21 protein-coding genes are annotated in these 23133 nt (G+C 62.0%); 8 read left to right on the plus strand and 13 right to left on the minus strand.

Annotated features, from left to right (window positions below):
• Positions 1-55: 55 nt before the first annotated feature.
• Entirely contained in the window at positions 56-352 is a 297-nt protein-coding gene (locus D0550_RS31905) for an FMN-binding protein (protein ID WP_116813234.1), read from the plus strand.
• A 29-nt stretch (positions 353-381) separates the two neighbouring features.
• Here the strand turns inward: D0550_RS31905 and D0550_RS31910 are convergent, their stop codons facing one another.
• The gene (locus tag D0550_RS31910; protein ID WP_116813235.1) at positions 382-1548 is read right to left on the minus strand and encodes a sensor histidine kinase; all 1167 of its coding nucleotides are present in this window, start codon (positions 1546-1548) and stop codon (positions 382-384) included.
• Positions 1538-2119 carry a response regulator transcription factor gene (locus D0550_RS31915; RefSeq protein ID WP_116813236.1) on the minus strand — a complete coding sequence of 194 codons (582 nt, stop codon included), beginning with the start codon at positions 2117-2119 and terminating at the stop codon, positions 1538-1540. Before D0550_RS31915 ends, D0550_RS31910 begins: the two co-directional genes overlap by 11 nt.
• Before the next feature lie 102 nt (positions 2120-2221).
• Between D0550_RS31915 and D0550_RS31920 the strand changes: the two genes are divergently transcribed.
• The 4 genes from D0550_RS31920 to D0550_RS31935 all read left to right on the plus strand — a co-directional run bounded on the left by D0550_RS31920 (position 2222) and on the right by D0550_RS31935 (position 7276).
• The gene (locus D0550_RS31920; protein WP_206606666.1) at positions 2222-3496 is read left to right on the plus strand and encodes an efflux RND transporter periplasmic adaptor subunit; all 1275 of its coding nucleotides are present in this window, start codon (positions 2222-2224) and stop codon (positions 3494-3496) included.
• Positions 3493-4176 (plus strand): ABC transporter ATP-binding protein, encoded by a 684-nt coding sequence (locus D0550_RS31925; protein ID WP_116813238.1) that lies wholly within the window; start codon positions 3493-3495, stop codon positions 4174-4176. Before D0550_RS31920 ends, D0550_RS31925 begins: the two co-directional genes overlap by 4 nt.
• Positions 4176-6608, plus strand: a complete 2433-nt coding sequence (locus D0550_RS31930) for an FtsX-like permease family protein (RefSeq protein WP_116813239.1) — start codon at positions 4176-4178, stop codon at positions 6606-6608. The genes D0550_RS31925 and D0550_RS31930 overlap by 1 nt, the downstream gene beginning before the upstream one ends.
• 71 nt (positions 6609-6679) lie before the next feature.
• Positions 6680-7276, plus strand: a complete 597-nt coding sequence (locus D0550_RS31935; protein WP_116813240.1) for a ParB-like protein — start codon at positions 6680-6682, stop codon at positions 7274-7276.
• Positions 7277-7279: 3 nt separating this feature from the next.
• On the opposite strand, the gene D0550_RS31940 is transcribed toward D0550_RS31935, so the two are convergent.
• From D0550_RS31940 to D0550_RS31950, 3 genes are all read right to left on the minus strand, one after another.
• A complete protein-coding gene (locus tag D0550_RS31940; protein WP_116813241.1) occupies positions 7280-8539 on the minus strand; it encodes a phospholipase D-like domain-containing protein in 1260 nt (419 codons plus the stop codon).
• Between the two features lie 6 nt (positions 8540-8545).
• Complete coding sequence (locus D0550_RS31945; protein ID WP_116813242.1) at positions 8546-10117, minus strand: M48 family metalloprotease; 1572 nt, start codon at positions 10115-10117, stop codon at positions 8546-8548.
• Between the two features lie 104 nt (positions 10118-10221).
• Positions 10222-13509 (minus strand): LamG-like jellyroll fold domain-containing protein, encoded by a 3288-nt coding sequence (locus D0550_RS31950; RefSeq protein WP_116813243.1) that lies wholly within the window; start codon positions 13507-13509, stop codon positions 10222-10224.
• A 156-nt stretch (positions 13510-13665) separates the two neighbouring features.
• Here D0550_RS31950 and D0550_RS31955 point away from each other — a divergent pair, with 156 nt between their 5' ends.
• Entirely contained in the window at positions 13666-14214 is a 549-nt protein-coding gene (locus tag D0550_RS31955; protein WP_116813244.1) for a hypothetical protein, read from the plus strand.
• A 4-nt stretch (positions 14215-14218) separates the two neighbouring features.
• On the opposite strand, the gene D0550_RS31960 is transcribed toward D0550_RS31955, so the two are convergent.
• The 3 genes from D0550_RS31960 to D0550_RS31970 form a co-directional block, all read right to left on the minus strand.
• The gene (locus D0550_RS31960; RefSeq protein ID WP_116813245.1) at positions 14219-14572 is read right to left on the minus strand and encodes a DUF6152 family protein; all 354 of its coding nucleotides are present in this window, start codon (positions 14570-14572) and stop codon (positions 14219-14221) included.
• 85 nt (positions 14573-14657) lie between these two features.
• The gene (locus tag D0550_RS31965; protein WP_116813246.1) at positions 14658-15290 is read right to left on the minus strand and encodes an HAD family hydrolase; all 633 of its coding nucleotides are present in this window, start codon (positions 15288-15290) and stop codon (positions 14658-14660) included.
• Entirely contained in the window at positions 15283-16272 is a 990-nt protein-coding gene (locus tag D0550_RS31970) for an AraC family transcriptional regulator (protein ID WP_116813247.1), read from the minus strand. The genes D0550_RS31965 and D0550_RS31970 overlap by 8 nt, the downstream gene beginning before the upstream one ends.
• Positions 16273-16385: 113 nt before the next feature.
• Between D0550_RS31970 and D0550_RS31975 the strand changes: the two genes are divergently transcribed.
• Positions 16386-16805 carry a nuclear transport factor 2 family protein gene (locus D0550_RS31975; protein WP_116813248.1) on the plus strand — a complete coding sequence of 140 codons (420 nt, stop codon included), beginning with the start codon at positions 16386-16388 and terminating at the stop codon, positions 16803-16805.
• A gap of 75 nt (positions 16806-16880) precedes the next feature.
• Here the strand turns inward: D0550_RS31975 and D0550_RS31980 are convergent, their stop codons facing one another.
• Positions 16881-17387 carry an Rrf2 family transcriptional regulator gene (locus D0550_RS31980; RefSeq protein ID WP_116813249.1) on the minus strand — a complete coding sequence of 169 codons (507 nt, stop codon included), beginning with the start codon at positions 17385-17387 and terminating at the stop codon, positions 16881-16883.
• A gap of 137 nt (positions 17388-17524) precedes the next feature.
• Here D0550_RS31980 and D0550_RS31985 point away from each other — a divergent pair, with 137 nt between their 5' ends.
• On the plus strand, positions 17525-18412 hold the full coding sequence (locus tag D0550_RS31985; protein ID WP_116813250.1) for an NAD(P)/FAD-dependent oxidoreductase: 888 nt from the start codon (positions 17525-17527) through the stop codon (positions 18410-18412).
• A gap of 2 nt (positions 18413-18414) precedes the next feature.
• On the opposite strand, the gene D0550_RS31990 is transcribed toward D0550_RS31985, so the two are convergent.
• The 4 genes from D0550_RS31990 to D0550_RS32005 all read right to left on the minus strand — a co-directional run.
• Complete coding sequence (locus tag D0550_RS31990; RefSeq protein WP_174842527.1) at positions 18415-19425, minus strand: cupin-like domain-containing protein; 1011 nt, start codon at positions 19423-19425, stop codon at positions 18415-18417.
• Positions 19426-19435: 10 nt separating this feature from the next.
• Complete coding sequence (locus D0550_RS31995) at positions 19436-20107, minus strand: SapC family protein (RefSeq protein ID WP_206606668.1); 672 nt, start codon at positions 20105-20107, stop codon at positions 19436-19438.
• Positions 20108-20130: 23 nt separating this feature from the next.
• On the minus strand, positions 20131-21675 hold the full coding sequence (locus D0550_RS32000; protein ID WP_174842528.1) for a tryptophan halogenase family protein: 1545 nt from the start codon (positions 21673-21675) through the stop codon (positions 20131-20133).
• An 87-nt stretch (positions 21676-21762) separates the two neighbouring features.
• On the minus strand, positions 21763-23133 hold a 1371-nt coding region (locus D0550_RS32005), incomplete at its 5' end, for a TonB-dependent receptor domain-containing protein (RefSeq protein ID WP_116813254.1).

A 23133-nucleotide genomic window follows, 5' to 3' on the forward strand; every position in this document is an offset into this window, starting at 1 on the left:
GGCTCGGAGATGTGTATAAGNGGTACGTGCGTGGAAGACATCGACCGGCGACTGGATGTTCGTCGACCACGTGCTGGGAAAAGACGATAACGTCTACTACGCCCTGGCACTGTCTGCGCAAGGTGCGGTCAAAGGCATCGAGATAATGGAGTGCTGGGAGCTCTATTCCAAAATCCGCATGCCCGCATGGCGCGCCCAATTCACCGGCCGCAAAGACGGCGAACTGCGCCGCAAAGGCGACATCGAGAACATCTCCGGCACGACGCTCTCATCGAAACACATCACCGAAGGCGTGATCCGTATGCTGGCTACATATGCACTGGTGTTCGCACAGGACGCGCCGCAAGGGTAGCGATTCCGTTCGGGTCGCAATGGCTTGCGTCAAAAGCTCAGCACGAACATCGCCCCTTGCTCCAACGGCCGGACATACCGCACCCGGCCACCCAGGCCGAACATCAGCTGACGGACCACCGTCAGCCCGATGCCCTGCCCGCCTTCGCGAGTGCTGAAGAAAGGCAGAAAAATCTGCCGCTCCAATCCAGGCGCAACGCCTGACCCGTTGTCACGAACGCTGATCTGCAATCGGCCGCCACGGGTCTGCCTGGCTTGTACCCACAACTGCGGCTTGCTTTGGTCCGCGGTCGCCTGCGTTGCATTGTGAATGAGTGCCAGCAGCACCTGTTCCAGCTGCCCTTCATCTGCCAGCAGCCGCAGGCCTGGCGAACCCACTTCGAAAGAAACACTCCCGCCACGATCGATCCAGCGCTGCCCCACCGCCTGTTGCAAGCGTTTGAAAAGCGCGCAGAGGTCGACCGGCGCCACCACCGGCGCCGGCCACTGGCTGACCTTGCGATAGTTGCTTACGAAGGTCGACAAGCTGTCGGCACGACGCGCGATCGCATCCAGTGCAGTCCGCAGCTCATCCTCGCTGTCCGGCTCGCCCAACAAGTCGCCGGCGGTCTGGCTCAAACTTTTGATGGGCGTGAGCGAGTTCATGATCTCGTGGGTCAGCACTCGAAGCAGCTGCTGCCACGCGTGCAGCGACTCGGATTCCAGTTCCTGCTCCAGCGGCGTCAGCACGATCAATGCCTGCGCCTTGCCTTCGACCGCCAGCACCTGACGTTGCAGTTGCCACCGCTCGCTGCCTCGCTCGGTGTCCAAGCTCAGCGGGCCGTTGCGTTCACTGGTTCGGAGCAGTTGATTCAACACCTCGCGATCGCGCACACCGCCAGGGGCGGACAGGCGGCGAGCACGACTGGTCAAGGGCTCGAGCGCCTGGCCTGTTTGCAGCCAGGCTGCGACCGGAAGATGTTCGAGTTGTGCCTGCAACGTCGACAGTCGCGATGCATCCGGATGGGGTGGAGACTCAGGCACACGCGATGCGGGTGAGCGCGCCCGTGCCAACGGCCAGAGAGCTACTAGCGCCGCAAGGACCAGCGCTGAGGCGGTAATCCAGGTGCGTGGTGTAGCCGTCGCCGAGGCGGCGATAGCACCGGCGGCAAACAGCAGTACCGCGCCGATCAGAAGTCGCAGCTTCTCAAAGGCCATACCGTTCCAAACGACGATACAGCGCCGCACGAGACAAACCGAGCGCACGAGCTGCGGCACTGAGATTTCCTTGCGCGTCCGCCATGGCCGCCATCACCGCCGCTCGTTCCTGTTCGGCCAGCGGTCGCAGCGGTTCGGTGAGCTTGGGGGTCGGCGCTGCCTGGCCATCGCGCATTGCCTGCGATCGCTGTACCGCCTCCGTGCAGGTGGCGATCAAGCGCACGTTATCCCATGGCTTGGTGATGAAATCGAAGGCGCCGCGCTTGATTGCCTGAACCGCGAGATCGATATCGGCGTACGCGGTCAGTACCACCACGACCGGCGGCGTCGGCCGGGCACACACTTCTGCCAACAGACGTAGCCCTTGCTCGCCATTCGTGCGGCCAGGGCCGAAGTTGAGATCCAGGAGCAGTACCGCTGGCTGGAGCCGATCGAGCGCGGCGAATAGTTCCGCCGGCCGGCGCAGGCACACGACAGGTCCGACTCGTCGCTGCAATAGCAGCTGAGCGGCGATGCCCACGTCGGGATCGTCGTCGAGTAGCAGGATCGAAGGCGAAGGCGCGCTGGACACGAGACGTATTTTCGCAGCCCAGCTCTGCCCTGCGCCAGCCCGGTGTTCGAAAGCGGACAGGGGGATTGGCACGAAAGCGGATCCGACCGCACGCTGTACCCGATGCCATTGAAATCGCCCTTGCACGCAGTCGATGCGAGCGCCGTCCAGAGCGGCGTCTCGATGGACCGTCACCTGCCCAAGACACCTCAATGGCGACAGAACCTACTGCGTGCCCTGATTACCGGCGTTGCCGCCATGGGTTTGGGAGTCGCACTGTGGCAGCGCCCATCGCAACTCGACGTCGTCAGCGTTCCGCAATTGGCGAAGGTGGTCGCCGGAGAGTTCCGGGACGAGCTGGCAGTGCGCGCGCGCGTCGAGCCGATACGCTCAGTTCTGCTGGATGCCGCGGAGGCCGGCCGCGTGGAAGCCGTCTTCGTCCGAGAAGGCGAATGGGTCGAGGCCCAGACACCACTGTATCGCTTGCACAGTCCGGAGCAGGAACAGCTGCTGATGGAACGAAGCGCGGAGGTCGCGCAGCAGATTGCCAATGTTTCGATACAAAGGAGCGCGCAAGCGGCAAGTCTGGCGCAAAGTCGGCGCGAGCTGGCGCAGCTGCAGGCATCACAGCAGCAAGCCGAATCGGAGTACGAGCGCGTGGCCCAACTGACGGGCAAGGGATTCATGTCCGTGGCGGCGCTCGAACAGGCGCAGCGTCAGCACTCGCTCGCGACGCAATTGCTGAAACAAGCCCGCGAGGATCAGCGCTTTGAGGCCGAGATCCGCCAACGATCCCTGGATGAGATGGCGCGCGCGGTAGAGGGATTGCAACACGGACTGGAACTACTGGAGCGTGCGCGCGAGCGTTTGACTCAGCTCGCGCCAACGGCCGGACGGCTGAGCGGCTTTCATTTGCAGGTAGGTGCGAGTATCCGGCCGGGCGATCGTCTCGGCCGCATCGACGATGTCACCGGCGGCATGCAACTGAGAGCGCAAATCGATGAGTATTATCTGCCGCGCTTGGAACCGGGCCTGACCGCCGACAGTAGCTCGGGCGCACTGACACTGACGCAGACGCTACCGCAAGTTCAGGACGGCAAGGTGCAAGTGATATTGCAGTGGCCCGAGAGCGTGTCGCCGCCTTCGAATCTGCGCCCGGGCCAGACGCTCGAGGCGCGCTTGCAACTGAGCCTGCCCTCGCCCGCCTTGGTGCTGCCGGAGGGCCCGGGCGTGCAAAGCCAGCTCTATGTGCGCGCCGGCGAGCAACTTGTTCGCCGCAACGTTCGACTCGGTCGCCGCGCTGCCGGTCGCGTCGAAGTGCTGGCGGGCTTGCAGCCAGGCGATGAAGTGCTGATCTCCCAACCTCCTTCCGATGCCGAGAGGCTCGCGCTGCCATGATCGAACTGACTGGGGTCACCAAACGCTATGTGGCCGGAGAAATCGAAACCACGGCGCTCGACCGGATCGATCTGCACATCGAGGCCGGCGAATACGTCGCGATCATGGGCCCTTCAGGCTGCGGCAAGTCGACGTTGCTCGGACTGCTCGGCTTGCTGGATGTGCCCACGAGCGGCAGCTATCGGCTGCAAGGCGAAGAGGTCGCCGGCAAATCCTCACGTGAGCTCGCGGCGATTCGCCGCGGGCGGATCAGTTTCGTCTTTCAAAGCTTCAATCTCGTCGATGAGATGAGCGTACGCGACAATGTGCAGCTGGCATTGCGCTATGGCGAGCTGTCCGAAAAGGCGCAGCGTCAGCGCGTTACCGAAGTCCTGGAGCGCCTGGCACTCGCCCATCGCGCCGATCATCATCCCAGCCAGTTGAGTGGCGGCCAGCAGCAGCGTGTAGCCATCGCACGCGCCATCGCCTCGCGGCCCGCACTGCTGTTGGCGGACGAACCCACCGGCAACCTCGATAGCGCCCATGGCCAGGAGGTGATGCGACTGCTACGCGAATTGAACGATGAAGGCACGACACTCGTGATGGTGACGCACAGTGCCGAGCACGCAGCGTTGGCCTCGCGTGGCGTGCGCTTGCTCGATGGCAGAGTGCTGGTGGACACCTACGCGGACCCGCTGTGATGAAAGCACTCCTGCTCGATGCCTGGCGTGGCGCGCATGGTCGAAGCGGCTCCGCATTCACGGCAGTCAGCGGCCTGATGATTGCGATGGCCGCCTGTCTGATCGTGGCGCTACTTGCAGTGGCGCTCGGCGAGCCAGATCCCGCCATTGCCGATCCCGAGCGCGTCGTGCTGCTGGATATGAAAGGCAATCCGCCCGGCCGACCCAGCCCGTGGTTCACCGCTTCGCCGGTATCCTTCGCCACGATGTTGAAAGAGCGCGGCGTGCCTCTGGATCTCATCAGTCGCACCAGTGGCAACGGGCTGGACATCGATATCGACGGCCGCAAGCAATCGGCGTTTCTGTTGATTGCCGACCCGGATCTTGTCCCGCTGCTGGGCCTTACGACCCTGCAGGGTGATTTGCGAAGCGCGCTGACACAACGCGACTCGATTGCCATCACCCTCGAGCTCATGCACAAGCTGTGGGGGGATATCTCACCTGCGCAGGCCGTCGGTCGGCGAATCGATGCACGCGGTGGCATCTACACCGTCACCGCCGTCATTCCCAATCCAGATCCGCGAACGCCGCTCGGCAAGACCAACCCCATGGTCGGCAACGCTTGGGCCCTGGTGGGATTCGAATCAAAGGCCAACCCGATGGATGAAGCCAGCCTCGCGGCCATCTTCGCGATCAAGGGTCGGGTATTCGCACGCCTGCGTCCGCAGGGCTCCGTCGATCAGGTGGGCAGCTGGATGAAAGAGGCGTTCGAGAGTAACCCGCTGCATGCGCAGTTGCCTGCCGAGTGGCGAACTGGCCGCGAGGCCGCCTTTTTCCGTGCAATCACGCTGACTCAACTGCCGTTCGAAGGCGCCTTCAATGAGCGGCGCTGGCGATTGCTCGGCGCCGTCGCGGCGGCCAGCGTGCTGCTACTCCTGATGGCCGCGTTCAATTGTATGAATCTGCAAACGGCCACGTTGCTGCACAGACAGCGAGAGACGGCGCTGCGTCGTAGTCTCGGTGCAGATGGCTTGCAACTGATACGACTGTGGAGCCTCGAAGTACTGATATCGCTGCTGCTGGCGGCGATCGGCGCGTTGCTGATCGCCTGGTGGGCGACGCCTGCGATTGCCACTTGGGTCGGCCTGTCTGCCGAGCATCCCGTTGCCGATCCATTGCCGTTGCGCTTCGTGCTGGGATTGGTCATTGCCGTGCTCGCGTTACTGGCTCTCACGTTGGCGGCGCCTGCATCGATGGCGCTGCGCCAGCCACCCGCTCCGGCGTTGCAAGGCCGTACCGCCAGCGAAGGCCCCTGGGGACGACGGGTTCGTCAGGTGCTGCTGGCGATCCAGCTCAGTGGCGTCGTCCTGCTGATCGCGCTCGCGGGCGTGCTGACTCAGCAGCAACGATATCTGCTGAGCATCGATCGCGGCTTCGAAACTCATAACCGCCTGTGGCTGGGGGTGATGGTGGACCCCGAGGCGGTTCCGAGCATGCACGCTTTCACCGCTGCACTCGATCGCCATCCGGCGGTCAAGGCTTGGGCGTTCAGCAACGCACGGCCTGCCGATGAGACTCGTGGCCCGAACGAATTGCACGTGAGCTCTTCGCAACACAAACAAGTGTTACGCGTGACGACCGTCTCTCCTTCATTCTTCACGACTTACGGCATGACTGTGCTCGCCGGCACACCCACTCTGGCCTCCGGGGAAACTCACATGGTCATCGACGAGAAAGCTTCGCGGTTGCTCGGCTTTCCGAATCCGCAGGCCGCAATCGGTGAGTTGCTCCGTGGCGGCGGCGGCTTTCTACAAGAGGGTTCCGACACGCGTCGCGTCGTGGCCGTGGTACAGAGCGTGAAGCTCGAATCCGCACGAGACCCAGCGTTACCCCAAGCATTCCTGCTCAGCGACAAGCCGCAGTGGGACTTGACCGTGCATGGCGACGATATGACGATGCTGCGCCAGACGTTGGACGATCTGTGGAAAGCCTACGGGCCGCGGCTGGTGTACGACATCCAATCCGTGGACGATCAGCTCGCATCGGTTTATCAGCAAGAGCAACAACTCACCACGATGCTGACCGCTGTCGCACTGCTAGCGATCGGTGTGGCGATGCTCGGTGCGTATGCATTGATTGCCGATACGGTGCGGCGCCGACGCACGGAGCTCGTACTGCGACGATTGCATGGCGCCGACGATGTCGCCATCGTTCGTCAGCTGAGTCGGGAATTCATACCGCCCCTCTTGGTTGCCGCCGCGATCGGCTTGCCGCTCGCGGCCGCGCTCGGTGAACGATACCTCGCAGCCTTCGTCGATCGTGTCGATGCACGGATCGGCTTGGTCTTGCCGATGGTGCTTGCGGGTGCCGCGACCCTATTTGTTACGGCCCTGGCGGCGCTACGACACGTACGACGCGCCCTTGCAATCCAGCCAATCGAGGCATTGAAATGAGTGCTGCCCGCGTTCGGCAGGACGCTGACGGGAGATCCTCGAAAGCACCTCGTCATTGCAGGAGTGCCGTCATGGCCAAGATAGAGGAATCCGACCTTCGCAAGCTCCACCCGACGCAATTGACGGTCGGCATGATCGTCGTGAAGGACAAACAGGCGCATCTCACCACCCTTTCTCCCAAGGAGCGCAGCGAGTTCATGCGGGGGCATGCGATGCCCGCGGTCAGAGGACCCGGCGGGCGGCTCTACGTGACCGATCATCACCACCTCGGGCGTGCCGCACTCGATGCGGGCCTCGCGACCGCGTTCTTCCAGATCGACGGCGACCTCTCCGATCGCGACTCGAGCGACTTCTGGAAGCAGATGGAGAAGAACCATTGGGTTCATCCGCTGGACGAAAACGGCGTGCGGCATTACTGCACCCACATTCCCGATCAGCTCGGCGGCCTGGTGGATGACGTATATCGGTCCATTGCCGGCTACGTGCGCGACGCGGGCGGATATGACAAGGTCCCTGAAGCTTTCGCCGAGTTCGTGTGGGCAGATTTCTTCCGACGTTCGATTCCAATCGAGCTCGTCCGCGCAGAATTTCATGAGGCCGTTGCGCAGGCCATCCCGCTTGCGAAGAGCCACCGCGCCAAGAGCATGCCCGGGTTCAACGGGAAGTAGCGCTCAAAGCTGGTCGTGCACCTGATAGGCGATCCAATCGAACAACCGGCTGTACCAGGGTCGGCGGCGCCACGCATCGAGCGTCAGTTCCCGACTGCGTTGCAGATCGTTCTCAAATGCAGCTTTCAGCTGTCTTGCGATCGGAGCATCGCGGATGCCAATGCCGACCTCCTCGTTCAAAGACAGTGAGCGCGCATCGAAGTTGGTCGAACCGATGTGCGACCAGACCTCATCGACGATCACGATCTTCTGATGGATCAGCGTCGGCATGAATTCATATAGCCGCACGCCGCCTGCCAGCAGTTGCTCATATAAGCGGCAACCCGCTCTGCGCACGAACGGGCTGTCGGTATGCGCACCGGGAAGCATGAGATGAACCGCAACCCCGCGCTTCACCATCATCACCAGCAGTTCGCACATGCCATCGTCGGGCGCGAAGTATGGGTTCTGGATGATTACCTCGCGTTTGGCGCATGCGATCGCGACGGTATAGAGCAGCGCTACTGATGAGACCGCATCGCCCGATGCGCTGCTGACGACGTGCGCATCGCTTTCGCCCTTGGCTTCGAGCTCGGGAAAACAACCGGCGCCCGCCGGCACGCGGTGGCTTTCTTCGATCCAGTTCTCCATGAACACGGACTGCAGCGCTTGCACGGCCGGTCCTTCGACGCGCACCGCGGTATCACGCCAGTGTTTTTCATCCTCGCCGTGGCCCAGCCATTGATCCGCGATGCCATGACCGAACGTGTAGCCGATGGCGCCATCGACGATCAGGAGCTTCCGGTGCGTGCGATGATTGAAGCGACGCAGGTTCCACCAGCGTGGCTTGCAGTACATCGACAGCTGCACCCCCGCCTGCGCCATGCGCTTTAGATTCTCGTCATTGCCGCCGGCGCTGCCCATGGCATCGATCAGCACACGAACCTCAATGCCTTCGCGAGCTTTGCGGCTGAGCAGCTCGACGAATCGCCGCTCGACAGTGCCGGCGGTCCAAACGAACGTTTCCAGATGAACTGCGCACTTCGCGGCGGCGATGTCCGCTTCCATCGCAGGAAACAACGCGCCGTCCTGCAGGATCTGACAGGCATTCCCCGTCGTGACCGCGCCTTCGGTGAGACCCGCGAGCGTGCGAACGTCGTCGCCGAGCGCGGGCAAGGCATCGAGATCGAGCTGGAGATACGGCGTGTTACGACGATTCTTGAGCAGGAAATAGACACTGGCCAGCAGCGCCCCGGCCAGAAACGTCAGCACACCTGCCCACACGACGTGTTACTCGGCGACCTTCGCACCATCCACGCGAAAGCGAAGATACGGCAGTTGAGCCTGGTCAATGTTGCTGATGCCGGTCTGTGCAGCGGCTTGCTCACCCGGCTTGATAGCAGAGCGAAACACCACGGGCTGCCCTTGCTGCACGGTCCGACCACCGGCATCGACGAGCACGGGCGTGACTTGAATGCCGACCAGCGGCGTCGGTGAGCGGTTCTGAATCACGACCACGATCCGACCTTGCGGATCGAGCTGGCCTTGCGTGGCCACGTAGTTGCCTGGATTCTGGGGCAGATCCATGCGCACGAACTCGGCGGCGGCCCGCTCGCCAATCTGGCTTTGCGAACCGGCGGCGGCACGAAATAATTCCATGGCCTTCGTGCGATCGCCCCGATCGCGAGCAATGGTGCCCAGGTAATACGCCGCCGGTGCCGTGGGCAACAGCTCGGCGCTCTTTGTCAGCCATTCCTCGGCGCGTGCTTTGTTGCCCGTTTGATATTGAGCCACCCCTGCACCGAGATACGAGCCGAAATAATCCGAGTTCAGATCGATCGCCTTCTGATAGTGCGGCAACGCTTCCTCGGGCTTTTTCTGGGCGAGCTTCATTTCGCCCAGGAATTCATGGAAGCGGCCTTCGCGCGGCTCGATCTTGATCGCCTCCTGCACCAGCGATTCGGCCTTGGTGTATTCCTTCTTGCGGGAGGCGACCAGGGCCTCTTCGAATTTCTTGTACGCCGGCTCGATTTTCCTGTACGGCTGCAGGCGCGCCTCGTAGCGCTCTTTGCCAAGATCGCCGCCCGCACCGAGCCGAGCCGCCGTCGCCTTGTTCTTCTGGACTCGCTCCTCCGACGGCGGGTGTGAGGCAAACAGGCCTTCGATAAAGCTCTGGCTCTTGGCACCGTTCTGCTGCGACAGGCGCACGAATGTTTCCTGCAAGGTGATCGCGCCTTGCAGGTCGTAGCCGGCAAGCTTCATGTACTTCATGCCGTACTCATCGCTCTCCAGCTCCTGGTCGCGACCGTACTTCTGCTGGATCATCTGGGCACCGACGCCTGCGCCTTGGACGGCGAGATTGGCGACGGTTGCGTCGACATCGCTGATCGCAGCCCCGATCTGCGCCGCGGCAAGCCCCACCTGCATGATGGTGCCGCGTTCCTGTGCCTTGGCGCCGTGCCTTGCAGCGGCATGAACGATTTCGTGGCCGAGCACGGCCGCGAGCTCCGCCTCGTTCTTCAGCTCCGAGAGCAGACCGACGTTGACCGCGATCTTGCCGCCCGGCAACGCCCAGGCATTTGGCACCGGATTGTTCAGCACCACGAACTCGTAAGGCAGCTGGCGATCCGACACGGCCGCCAGCTTCTGGCCCACTTCGTTGATGTAGACGGACAGATCGGGCAGCACGTCGAACTCGCCGCCCTCGGTCTGCTTGGTCGGCGCGTAGTGCTGCTGGCCGATCTTGATCTCCTGCGCCTCGGAGACGAATTGAATCTCTTTCTTGCCCGTCACCGGGTTGACGCCGCACGCACTCAGCAGGAGTGCAAGCAGGGGTAAGCACAGCAGCTTGGCTTTATGCATCGTCGGTTCCGCCGGTTCAGTGACAGTGGAAGATTCTACGGCCCTCCTCGTTCAAGAGCATCAATGCTGGCGCTGGGTTCCCAATGATCTGCCTGAAAGGGCGCCTAATTGGCGCCCTCGGCATACAACTGACTGACGACCTCGGCGTTCACAGCCTCGTCATAGATCTTCAGCTGATCGACCAGGCCGGTGTACGGCGCATCCCAAAAGTTCACCCCGAGGGCGAACTGGCGCTGCGCAGCGGGCGTGAACACATCCGGAAAGCCGGTCATCGTGTTGACCAGCATACCGTTCAGATACAGCCGCAACGTGCCATGGTCGACCGACATCACCAGGTGCGACCACGCCCCGAGCGGGATGGGCGTGTTGAAGGAGCCGTCGAACCACGCCGTGCCCGACCACAGCATCGTCGGCTGGGTCGTCCCCGGGCCTCGCGGCACGACACTGAGCCAGCTGGTCGGACTCGCCCAGCCGAAGAACGCGGGGGTGAACTGCGACGCCACGGTCGGTTGCAGCCACATCGAGATCGAGTAGCTGTGATCGCGGATCAGTTCATCCGGCAAGCGCACGCCCGAGGCGCCATTCAGCACCAACGCACTACCCGCCGCGCCTGGCGCGAACGACACGGTGCCACCGGGCTGATCCGCTCGTGGCCCAATCACGACGCCCGGGCCGAAGACGCCGCGCGATGCAGTGAGGTCATGCTCGAAGTCATACGCGGCAATGGGCTGCGGCGGCGCGAGCGAACGGACCGTCACATGGAACGTCTTGGTTGCCTGCAGGCCATTCAACGTCATGGTCGCCGTCAACGTCACGTTCGCATCGGGCGAATCGCGACCCGGACGCGTCACGCGACCCGTCGGGCTCACCACCGTCGGATGTGAGGACTCCCAGCTCACGACGGATGCATACGGCCCCGTGCGCGGCAGATCGAGGTCGGACTGCACCGCACTCACATCGCCGAGATCCAGAATCTGCGTCGCGGAGTCCAGCAGCTGCGGACCGCTCAGATGATCGATGTCGAGTCCACGGATCTCCGCGGCCGACAAGCTCGCCTCGTAGATCTTGAGCTCATCGATCAAGCCGTCGAACGGCAGATCCCAATAGTTCACCCCGAGCGCAAACTTGCCCCGGCGAGCGCTGAAGAAATCGGTGAGCGTTCCCGCGCCGAACTTGCGCACGCCATTGAGATACACCGACACAACACCACGATTCACCGAGAACGCCACGTGCGTCCAGGCATTCGCGGGGATGCGCTCGCCAGCGCTGCCGTCGAACCACGCCTCGCTGCCACTCCACAGCATCGTGTTGCCGTCCCAACCGTGCGGCACCAGGCTGAGCCAGCGATTGGAGAACGGCACACCCGCCGCATCGCTCTGCTCATCGACTGCACCGAAGAACGCCGTCGTGAACTGCGAAAGCACGCGCGGATTCGCCCAGAACGAAACGGTGTACTCGTAGTTGTCGATCACGCCATCCGGCAGCAACACGCCCGAGGCACCATCCAGACTCACCGCCTGTCCTTGCTGACCCGGCGCGAAGCTCACCGAGCCGAGATTCCAGACACGATTGCCCGTCGCGGTCGCCGCGGTAAAGCGGCCCAGTTGCTCATTCAATGAGTTTTCGAAGCTGAACTGCGCGACCCGATTGAATGGCAGGCGCGCCGGCACGGTGACCTGGAATTGGCGCAGGGTGGTCACGCCATTCAAGGTCATGGCCGCGGTGAGCGTGACGATTCGATCGCCCTCGCCCACGTTCGGCCGAGTCACCGTGCCATCGGCGTCAATCACGGACGGATCGCTCGAGGACCACACGATCGTCGTCGCTCGCGTGCCGCGGGTGGGCAGATCCAGTGCGCCGGCCTTGATGGTATCGGGCAGCGACAAGCTGTCAGCCACGTCCTTGAGCGCCTGACGCGTGGTGCGCTTTTCGAGCTTGGATCCCCAGATGGACACGCCCTTGCTCGACAGCGCCGTGAACGCCGGCATGAGCTTGCTCGCGGCCTCGTTCCACTGCCACGCAAGCCGGCCTTCGTAGACGGCATCGCTGCCATCGAGCTGAATGCTGATGCGGTTGGGATCGGCGAAGTAGCGACGATACTGCCCGGTCACCTCGCCGGTGATCGTATAGTCGGCGTTCAACGAGACGTAGACCGACTGCTTCGCCTCGCGATTGATGTCCTTGCCCAGGTTGATGAACTTGTAGTCACCGAGGGCATCGTTGGCATCGACGACGTTCTGGCCTTTGATCGGCACGTAACGATGCGGAGAGGCGACCAGCCAGCCGTCCGCATTGACGAACATCTCGTGCACGCGAATCGAATGACCCTCGCCGCGGTTCGGAAAGCGCGTGTGAGTGATGAGGAAATGTTTCTTGGTCGCGGCATCGTAGTACGCCGAGTTGTGACCCGGCGACAGATAGCCGCGCGAGCTTTCGCGATCCCCCGGCGCCGACGCAAAGTTGAAGCCGCCCATCAGCTTAACGCCATAGGGAGCGATGCTCTCCCAGTTGCCGCGCGCGCCGACCATGTCCCGACCTTCGGCATCGAGATAGGGCCCATCGGGATTGCGCGATCGAGCGATGCGAATGTTGTACCCGTCGGTGGATACAAAGCCGCCGAACGAGGTGAACAGGTAGTAATAGTTCGTTTCCGGGCTGTACAGGATGTAGCTGCCTTCGATGGCGCTGTGATCGCCGCCGGCGAGGTGCTTACCATACCCCTGTCCGGGCAGCGGTTTGCCAGTGGTTTCATCCATTCGCAGGATGAAGATGCCGCCCGAATACGAGCCATACGTCATCCACAGCTTGCCCTGCTTGTCGTAGAAAACATCCGGATCGATGGTGTTCGGATGAATCGTCGCGTTGTAACTCGTGATACCCGGCGGCCCATAGCCCGCGGCGATCTCTGCGGCCGACATACCCGAGCGCAGGAAAATGCCTTGATCGACGTACGGACCGTCGATGCGATTCGAAGTCGCAACACCCAGATACGAGCGCGGCCCGGTGCATTCTCCGCCCGGCGGAATGCCACAGAAGCTGTAGTAGAAGTGATATTTGCCATTCTTGAGCTTGATCACATCGGCAGCCCAAGAGCCCGGCGCGCCGGTCCAAGAGGTGCCATCGGCAGGAATCGTGCTCCACAATGGATTGGCTGCATCGACGCTATTTGCGACGAACTGCCAGTTCATCAGATCGGTGCTGCGCGCGGCCGCAAGATGCGAGCCGAAGACATAGAAACTTCCGTCGTCGGCGCGGATTACGGATGGATCGTGCACCGGCAGGTCGTTGTGAGTAATTGCATTGGGATCGACCGTTGGGTCCTGCGCATCTAACAGACAGCCGCCCACGATCAGCAGCACGCCTGCGGCGAGCGCCGTTCTCATCGACTTCATTGTTTGATTCCCCCGTCTGGTGCGGCGATTTATAACTCAGACAAATCATTGCTGGCAACAGCAATCGTGGCCACCTGAGCCGCAGGGGCCGGAACGATCCATTTTGGGAGGCGTTGGGGAGGTGGCGGGCGCTACAACTTGCGGGGGGGAACGGTCATGGCTCCTTCGATTGGCAGTGCAGCGATTGTGACGGCTCTGTTCAAGGACGCCGCGGGCGTCGACCGCGCGTATCACGCCGCGTTATCGCGGGGTTATGACCGGAATGACATCAACCTGGTGTTGTCAGAAGACACCTGCCGCAAACATTTCAGCGTCGATCAGGTAGAAACCGACCTGGCGGAGAAAGCGGCCGAGAGCACGGAAAAGAAACACCCGGCGGCCGCGAAGATCGGTGGCCCTGTAGGCGGCACGGCGGCGACTATCGCCCCTGCCCTCGCCGCCATTGGCTCGGCCGCGTTGCTACCTGGCCTGGTGCTCGCTGGCCCAGTCGCTATTGCTTTGGCCGCAGGCGGCGCGGTGGCGATCGCCGGCGGACTGGTTACCGCGCTCACCAACTGGGGCCTTCCCCAAGGACGCGTCGAAGAATATGAATCAGAGATTCGTCAGGGGGGCGTGTTGATTGGCGTCAAAGCGCGCAACCACGCCGACTCGGCCTACCTGCAAAACGAGTGGCAGTCCGCAGGCGGCGTCCTGGTGCACGCCTGATCGGTTATCTCAGCTCGACGGTCTTGCCGGCGATGGAGATGCGCTCGGCGCGCATTTCTTTCACATCGCTGGTGCTTTGATAGCCCTCGACGGTCGCGCTCGTGCCGACTTTGAGCATGTCTGCCGTGAGACCCCGGGTGGTCATTCGCGCCGGCGGCGCAAGCACGACTTCCCAAGTCTTGTCGCTGGTCTTCAGATGAATCGAGCCGTGCGGATTGCCATAGTTGGTTTGCTCGATCACGCCCGACAGTGTCTGAATTTCAGAGCTGTACCCTGACCAGCCATGATGGGCGAGCGCGGTGCCGACGAGCGCGACGCAGCTCGCTGTTACCCAGATCAGTCCACGTGTGCGAATCATGGGGCCTCCTCGACGCGATGGGGTTGGCCGCTCGATCATACACATCTGCGGGTTGCACGCCATGCGCATGTTCTACGCGTCATCGTCAGCCACTGGCAAATAACGCGACGACTCGCTGAGACTGCAGAATATCCGAGGGTTGATTGAATTGATGTGCATCCCAGCCTGCCAAACGGGCCGCCTCGACCACATCCTCCCGGTCATCGAAGAACGTTGGCTTCTCCTGGGGACGCTCGAGAAGGTGTTCGATGCGGATGAAGAACTCGGGATCGGGCTTCAAGACGCCGAGCCGCGCCGAATTGAAGATATCCTGAAAGTAGCGTCCGAAACCCATCGTAGTCATGAGATACCTGGCACGTATCGATTCTTGATTCGTGGCCATGAAGAGTCGAACGCTTGGATAGGCGCGCAGGCGCTCGACGTACGGTAGCAAGCCGGGAGTAGTAACCGCGTCTCTTTGCATCCAATAGTCGATCAACTTCTGAGGGTCGCCGTCATAGCCAATGCTCGGCAATACGGCGCACAGCGCCTCATATAGGCCCAGCTTTCCAGTAAGGACCTCGGACTTGAACACCGTATGTATGAAACGGTCCCGAAAATCGGCACGGCTGATGCCGAAGTCGGTTTCGAGCTGCTCATCCCAATGCCTGCTGAATTCGGGCTTGGCGTGGTAGCCGTGTACCAGAACGCCGTCTACATCGAACAGGATGTCAGGCATCGCGTCGCTCCACTGCCGCGGTTTGCGCCCTACGCTCCCGGCGATAACGTGCCGGTGGCATGCCGAACTCGCGCCTGAAAGCGCGATTGAATGCCGCTTCCGATTCGTAACCAACGTCGCACGCGACTTGTAGAACTTTCCGATCGGTCGTGAGCAATCGACGCGCAGCGAGCTGCAGTCGCCAGCGCGCCAGATACGCAAGTGGCGTTTCACCCATGAGATGAACGAACCGGTCGGCCAGCACAGTTCGCGATGTTCCGCTCTCCCGTGCCAGATCGGGCAACGTCCACGCGCGTGCCGGGTCGCGATGTAGAAGTGCGAGTGCCTGCCCGACTTTCGGATCGCGCGCGGTGGCGAGCCAGCCCGTGCGCTCCGGAGGTAACTCGTCCATGTAGCGGCACAATGTTTCCACGAACAGCGTCTCTGCAAGCTTCGCAAGCACCGCCAACCGGCCCGCACGTTGCGATTCGATCTCGCTCACGCCGTTGCGTATCGCGCTTTCAATCCATGCACCGGCCGGGCTGCTGCGCACGTTGACCTTGAATATCGCCGGCAAGCCGCTCAGAAACGAGCCCTCGGCGTGACGTTCGCACCCCAGGTAGCCGCAGATAATCCGTGTCACCGCCCCAGTGCCGCCCCACTTCTCAGCGGCTAACTCCCCCTTCGCAAGCTTCGGCAACAGGCGGGCCCCAGGGAACAGCTTGGTGGTGCGTCCGTTCCACAGCTCGTGAGCATCACCTTGCGGGAAGACGACGATATCTCCTGCTGAGAGCGTCACGTCATCGTGCCCTGCGGTACGCGCGGTCGCCTGTCCGTCGGTCACGAGGTGAAACAGGACGAGCCGCTCACTGTCCGGTGAAACAATCGGCGCCAACTTGTCCTGCGCCGGCGTGACGAAACGCCACGGCGCGCAGAACTCGCCGTTGAAAAAGAGTGCACTCGTGAGGCGCACGGCGCGCATGGCTTCAGACAGTGCATCCATTCGAACAGGTTGCCTGCAAAGAACTCCGGACTCTCGATCAATTTGGGCGGGCTGCTGCTGGGCACACTCTCCCCCAGCCAACCCAGCGACTTCAGCGAAGTATAGGAGAGACCATGAAAGCCCAGCCATCCCAGACCTTGCAAATCCTGCAAATATTCAACCAAGCGTTCGTGGACCATGACAGCTCGCCGCTCGAACATCTGATCGCCGAGGACTGCGTCATGGAGAGCGTTGAACCTGCTCCAGACGGCACACGATACGTCGGTCGCAACGCGTGCCTGGAGTTCTGGCAGAGGCTCGCCAACAGCCGCGACGGTGCGTTCACTGCAGAAGACATCGTCGCCTTCGGCGAGCACGGCTTCATTCGCTGGCGCTATCGCTTCGGCCCCGAGCTGTCGAAGTCCGTGCGGGGTGTCAACGTTATGCGCGTGCGCGATGGTCTGATCGTCGAAGCACTCGGCTATGTGAAAAGCGGTGATGCGTCGGTGGCAACCGCAGTGCGCAGCGCGACGGCAAGCGAGCCCGCTAAGTGAGTTCGCCATGCAAATCCGACATGTGATCATCAAGGTCGACGATCAGGACAAGCGGGAATTTCATCGTAGCGATGCTTAAGTGGCCTTCATGCTGTTACGGGGGCGCCTCGAACTCTTGCGCCGCCGCTTGGCAGGCGAACCCTTGACGTCCCAGCCCGCATCTCGACAGAGCATGTCGAACTCGTCCACCAGGTCGGCCAGGGCAATGGCGCCCAACCTTTTCATGACGAGCACCTCTGCCTGCTGCAAGACATCGTTCAGTGCCGTGTTGACCGTGCGCGCCACGGCGCAAGTCGGATTCTCACTCTCATGGCCGATGACGAAGAGCCTGTCTCCTGCCACGGCCTTGTAGACGTCCAGGAGCGTGGTGTTCTTCAGATCGCACGCGATCATCCAGCCGCCGCCATGCCCCTTCTCAGACTGTACGTAGCCGGCTTCGCGCAGGCCCGCCATCGTCCGCCGCACCACCACTGGATTGGTATCGAGCATCTTGGCAATTTGCTCCGAGGTGAACGGCTGGTCGTGCCGCGCCATGTGAAGCAACACATGGAGCATGCGGGATAGCCGGCTGTCATTTCTCATTCAAGTTGGCCTCACAAGGCTTGCACGATAGGGCCTCTGCTTTCACGTCACATTATACGTTGCAAGAGTGGCCGGTGGCGAGCTATCATGTAACTTTATAAGTGCCGTAATAGCGCGACGACATCGAGAGATCATTTATGCACTATGACGCAATTGTGGTCGGCGGCAGCTACGCCGGCATGGCGGCTGCGCTGCAGCTGGCGCGCGCTCGACGCAAAGTTCTCGTGGTGGATGGAGGTCGGCGGCGCAATCGCTTCGCGGTGCATTCACGCGGATTCCTCACACAGGACGGAACGCCAGCAGCTGCGATCGCAGCGGTGGCGAAAGACCAACTCCTCGCCTACGACACCGTTCGCTGGCTCGATGGCCATGTCACAACGGCCCAGCGCACAGACAGCGGATTTCATGTCCAAATCTCAGGGGCGGAATCACAAGCAGCCAGGCGACTGGTGCTCGCCAGTGGGGTCGTCGATCATCTGCCGGATCTGCCAGGCCTGGCGCAGCGCTGGGGTCGACGCGTGTTTCATTGCCCCTATTGCCATGGCTACGAGCTCAATCAAGGAAACATCGGTGTGCTGGCGACATCGCCAATGTCGATGCACCTGGCACTGCTGCTGCCCGACTGGGGATCGACCACGCTTTTCTTGAATGGCGCGTTCACTCCCGACAAAGAACAATTGGAGCAACTGGCGGCGCGCGGCGTAGCACTGGAGGACGGCCTGATCGAGCGCATCGATGGCGAGCTCGATCTCGTGATGAAAGATGGGCGCGTCGTAAGCCTGGAGGGCTTGTTCGCGATGCCCCGGATCGACGTCGGTCCAATCGCCGATCAACTCGGTTGCGATGTTGAGATCACACCTTTGGGTCGCACACTCAAGACCGATCCGATGAAAGCGACCACTGTGCCTGGCGTGTACGCCTGCGGCGATGCGGCCAGACCAGGCGGCTCAGTGGCACTGGCAGTTGGCGACGGCACTCTCGCAGGCAGCGCCACTCATCGATCACTCATCTTCGAGAGTTTCTAGCCTCATCCGCCTCGCAAGGCTTGCATCAGATGCGCTCGAATCCTTCGATAGTTGTCTGGCTGCAGCGGCCCGAGCACACCATGCTGATCGGCTGGAAGATGTGCCAGCGGATGACCGTTCGTTCGAAAGACGTAGTGATCGAAAAACGCCCGCCACGCATTGCGCTCTGCGGGCGGGCGCTCTGCGATCGTAATCATGCTCAGCAGTAGCGCAACGGAAGGCGCGTCTGTTCCGCCGCTGAACGCGTCCCACCAGTAGTTCACCAGGACGTTGAATGCGCTGGTCGCCTCGACTTGATGCCACCACAACTTGGGCACGTAGATGGCATCGCCTGCAGACAGTTCAGCAACGATCGCCTGCTCCCTGACTTCGCGGAAGAGCGGAAATCTTTCGTCATCGGCAGGCGACGACGCGGCGAGGCTCACCGGCTGGCCCGCCATGGTGTGATCGAGCGGACCCACATAGAGTCGGCTAATGGTCTCGGGTGCGAACAGCGTGAAGCGACGCACGCCCGCAACGACGCATGCCACATTGTCGAACGTGTCATAGTGAGCTGACACATTCGATGCATGACCGAGCCAGATGCGTGGCGCAATGCGGGTATCGAGAAATGCCAACGCATTCTCCGTCGAGAATCCGGGAAGGTACTGGTCCATGGGCAAGGAGCCGACGTACATCGAACGCTCATCAGCCCGACCGGAGGTCGCGATGATGCGATCGATCGCCTCGGCGAAGCGCATGCGGGCCCGCGTAAAGTTGAAGCCTTTCAGATCGTCGTCGTAATAGTATTTACCAGCGATGTGCGGCTCGCCAATGAACGCTTCCGCGACCACACCCGCATCGAACCGCGCGACGTAGTTTCTAAAGTGCGCCGCCGATCGCTCGGCAGCCGTCACCGCCGGCCATGATTTCACCAAGCCTCGGATGACGACGGGACGACACGGCTCAGCAACCTCACGCACGAACACATCTGCGGCTGTCAGATCACTCGCAGCGATCTCAGTTGGGTTCATTTGCAAGCCGTCATTTGCCGGCAAGCCGCTCGTTGCGCACCTGCGCCAGGATCGCGATCTGGTTGAGCGAGCCTGCGATGGTATAAGCGTGCTGCAAGTGACCGCTGCGAAACAGGCGCAACACATCGGCATCGTCCAGGTCGCGAAGCGTATCGCGACTGACCGTGTAAAGACCTTGCAGCGTCAGTCGCTCGCCGTCGTCGAAGCTGAGCGAAATGTCGATCGACTCCAGGAGCTTCAGCTCGATCAAGGCGCGCACCAGCGCGGTGGTCTGCTCCATCCCTTGTTGCAGCTGGCCCAGCACCCGCTGCACCTGGCGCAAACTAACACTCGGCTGCTGCGCGTCGTCGAACAAGGTCTCGCCCTCGCTTTCGCTGAATCGCGAATTGCGACGATCGATGGCGATGTTTTCCCCTGAAATGAAGAAGCCCTCACGCACCAGCTCGAGCGGCTCGAAGCCGCCGCGCTCGGCCACACTTTTCAAGGGACCTTCGCCTGGCTTCAGTGCCAGCACCGCGCCCGGATAGAACGCGCCGCTGCTCGGATCTTTGGAGAACAAGATCGGACAAGAGACGGCCGCTGCGACAAACTCGCTGGGCACGATCTGCACGAAATGCGGTGTCGGCCCGCTTCTTGGTCGCAGGCGCAACTGCCCATGGTCCTGCGGATTGAGCAACTCCACCCCGCTCCTCGCTGGCGTGTTTGTCATACCTGCTGTAGCCCCTGCTCGACGATCTTACGAATCAGATCACGATGACGCGGCAGCCCGGTGCGCAGCCGTTCCGTCTGCGCGACGTTCTCGCGCATCGCCCGCTCGGCCGTCTTGCCATTACCCGCCACGATCGTCGGCTCGACCTCCGTGCGAAAGCCCATCCCATACAGCACATACTGATAGCTGGCGGCCGGAAAGACCTCCTCGATACGATCGAACTCGTCGTGGTACCAGGGCGACTGATAGCGCCACAACAGCAACAGATTCTGCAGGCGCTCAGGGATGGTTTCCGGCAATCGATTGTCGCGCCAGAACGCGCTGTCATCCCGTTTTGTCAGCACGTAGTGCAGCTTGAGAAAATCGATGATCCGGCCCCAGCGATATTCCGTGGTCGCATTGAAGCGCGCGGCGATGACATCCATCACCTCCCGGCACACGGGCATCTGTTCGGCGATGAGCTTGACCGACATCTCGACGAGCACGATGGCCGATGATTCCAAAGGCTCGAGGAAGCCTGCCGACAGACCCACGGCGACGCAATTGCGCTTCCAGAAAGTCTCTCGATAGCCTGAGCGGATCGGGATCCGGCGCACCGTCAGATCTTTCGCTGCCGCCCCCACATACTCACGCAACTCCCGCTCGGCATGGTCGACCGAGGTGTGGCGACTGGAGAAGACATGGCCGACGCCGCGCCGGGTCGGCAGGCCGATGTCCCAAATCCAACCGGCCGATTGCGCCGTTGAGATGGTATGCGAGGCGATGGGGCTCGTCGGGCTGGCATGCGGAACCTGCATGGCGAGCGCCGTGTCGCAGAAGAGCACGTCGGTACAGCTCTTGAATGGCACGCCCAAGGTCTCGCCGATGAGCAACGCCTTGAAGCCGGTGCAATCGATGAACAAGTCGCCTTCGATCTCGCCGGCCTGCTCAGTCTCCAGGCTGCGAATGTCGCCGGTCTCCGTAAGATTCACCCGCCGCACGTCGGCCAGCACGTGACGCACACCGAGCTTGTCGCAGCAGTGCCTCTGAAGGAACGGCGCGAACTTGCCGGCATCGAGATGGTAGGAATAGTTCGCCACCGCTTCGTATTCGGCGGTGGCGATGGTCTTGGGCGCGAGGCCATCGTCGCAGATCCGTCCTTGTGGGCACACGGCGTCGCAGAAGCTGCGGCCATCGCCGCTGGCCAGCCAGTGAGGCGCAAGATTGATCTGCGAGAAGTTCTGGGGATACATCAACGGGTGGTAATAGCCGTCGTTGCTGGCACCGGTGGTCCATCGACCGAACCACGCGCCTTGCTTGAACGCGGCGTCACACTGCCTGAACAGCTCGGTCTCCGACACACCGATGCGTGACAAGGTGCTGCGCAGGGTTGGCCAGGTGCCCTCGCCCACTCCGATGATCGGCGTATTGGGCGACTCCACGAGCGTGACAGTAAAGCTCGCTGGAATGCGGTTGCGATGTTTTGCAGCGATGACGCCAGCGGCCAGCCAACCGGCGGTGCCGCCGCCCACGACTACGACTCTTGTAATTGGACGCACCATACAAAGACCCACCCCAACTCGCGTCGCTAACGGCAACAACTATAAAGAGCTGCCGACTGTACGTCGACAGCTCTCTTTCGGCCGATGTTACATCCGGTAGCGCGCGCCCAACGCGTAGCGCCGACCGTAGGCGAACACGTCGAGCAGCTGGTTGTCGAACCGACCATGCGTGCTCATCGTCTCGTTGGTGACGTTCAACGCCTCGAAGAACACGTTGAGCTGATCGGTCAGCTGATAGCTGGTGGTCAGATCGATCTGCAGGCTCGAATTCACGAACGTCGGCTCGGCACCGAACGCGCCGGTGTTCTGGTTCTGACCGAACTGCAACAGGTATTCGTCACGCCAGTTGGCGGCGACGCGCACCTCGAAGCCGTTCTTGTCGTAGAACCCGACGAAGTTCGCCGAGTCCGCCAGACCGGTCACCGCAAAGCCGCTTTGCGAGATGTCGTAGCGGTTGTAAGGCTTGTCGGTGTTCACCAGCGTGACGTTGGCGTTGAAGCCAAAGCCGGTGTCGCCGAACACGTGTTGCCAGGCGAACTCGAAGCCGTCGACGGTGGCATCGGGGCCATTGATCCGCTGCGAGACTGTGTACTGCGCCAGCTGACCGGTGCTCGGATCGATCACGCCATTGATGGTCTGGCGCTGCGTGCCTTGCACGATGAAGTTGGTCACCTCTTTGATGAAGTAGTTGACCGACGCATACGAGTTCTGCTGGTAGTACCACTCGACCGCGAAGTCGAAGTTATCCGACAGATACGGCTTGAGGTTCGGGTTGCCGCCATCCGCGGTCAATGCGCCGATACGCGGCAGCCCACCCACGTTCAGCACGGGCGTCAGGAAGTTGATCGCCGGTCGCGTCAGGGTCCGCGAGGCGCTGAAGCGGGCATGAATCTCTGGAGTGACCTCCAGCTTCATGTCCATGCTCGGCAGCAGATAGGAATACTTGCTGTCGGTGGAGATCGACCGCGTCGGCGAGAACGTGGTCGTCAGCAACGTCGGGTCGGCGGCGTCCCGGGCCAATGACACCGGCAGGCGGCCGATACCCGCTGAAGTCACGTCGGTACGCTCGTTGCGAACGCCCGCGCTGAAATGGAACGGACGGCCCGCAACCTCGACGTTGAAGGCCGCGCGCACGAACAGCGACAAGGTCTTCTCAGTGATGTCCTGAATGCTGCCCGGGTCGGCAGCCAGATCGAGGCTCCCCGCGTAGCTGCACAGGGCCGGTGGCGCGGCGTTGAGGCAGGCGTTGGAGCCGTCCTCGTTCTGGGGATAATTGAACCCCGGGATGTTGCTCTGATAGGGATTGCCCAGCCCTTGCAGGTAGCCGTACAGACCGCGAGGATCGTACATGAGCAGTTGTGAGGGCAACGCGCCGCCGCCGGAGAACCCCGGAATGAAGCCGCCCGTCCCGATGGTGCCTCGATACAGGTTCTGTCTCTTATACACATCTGACGCTGC

The sequence above is a fragment of the Steroidobacter cummioxidans genome, assembly GCF_003104955.1.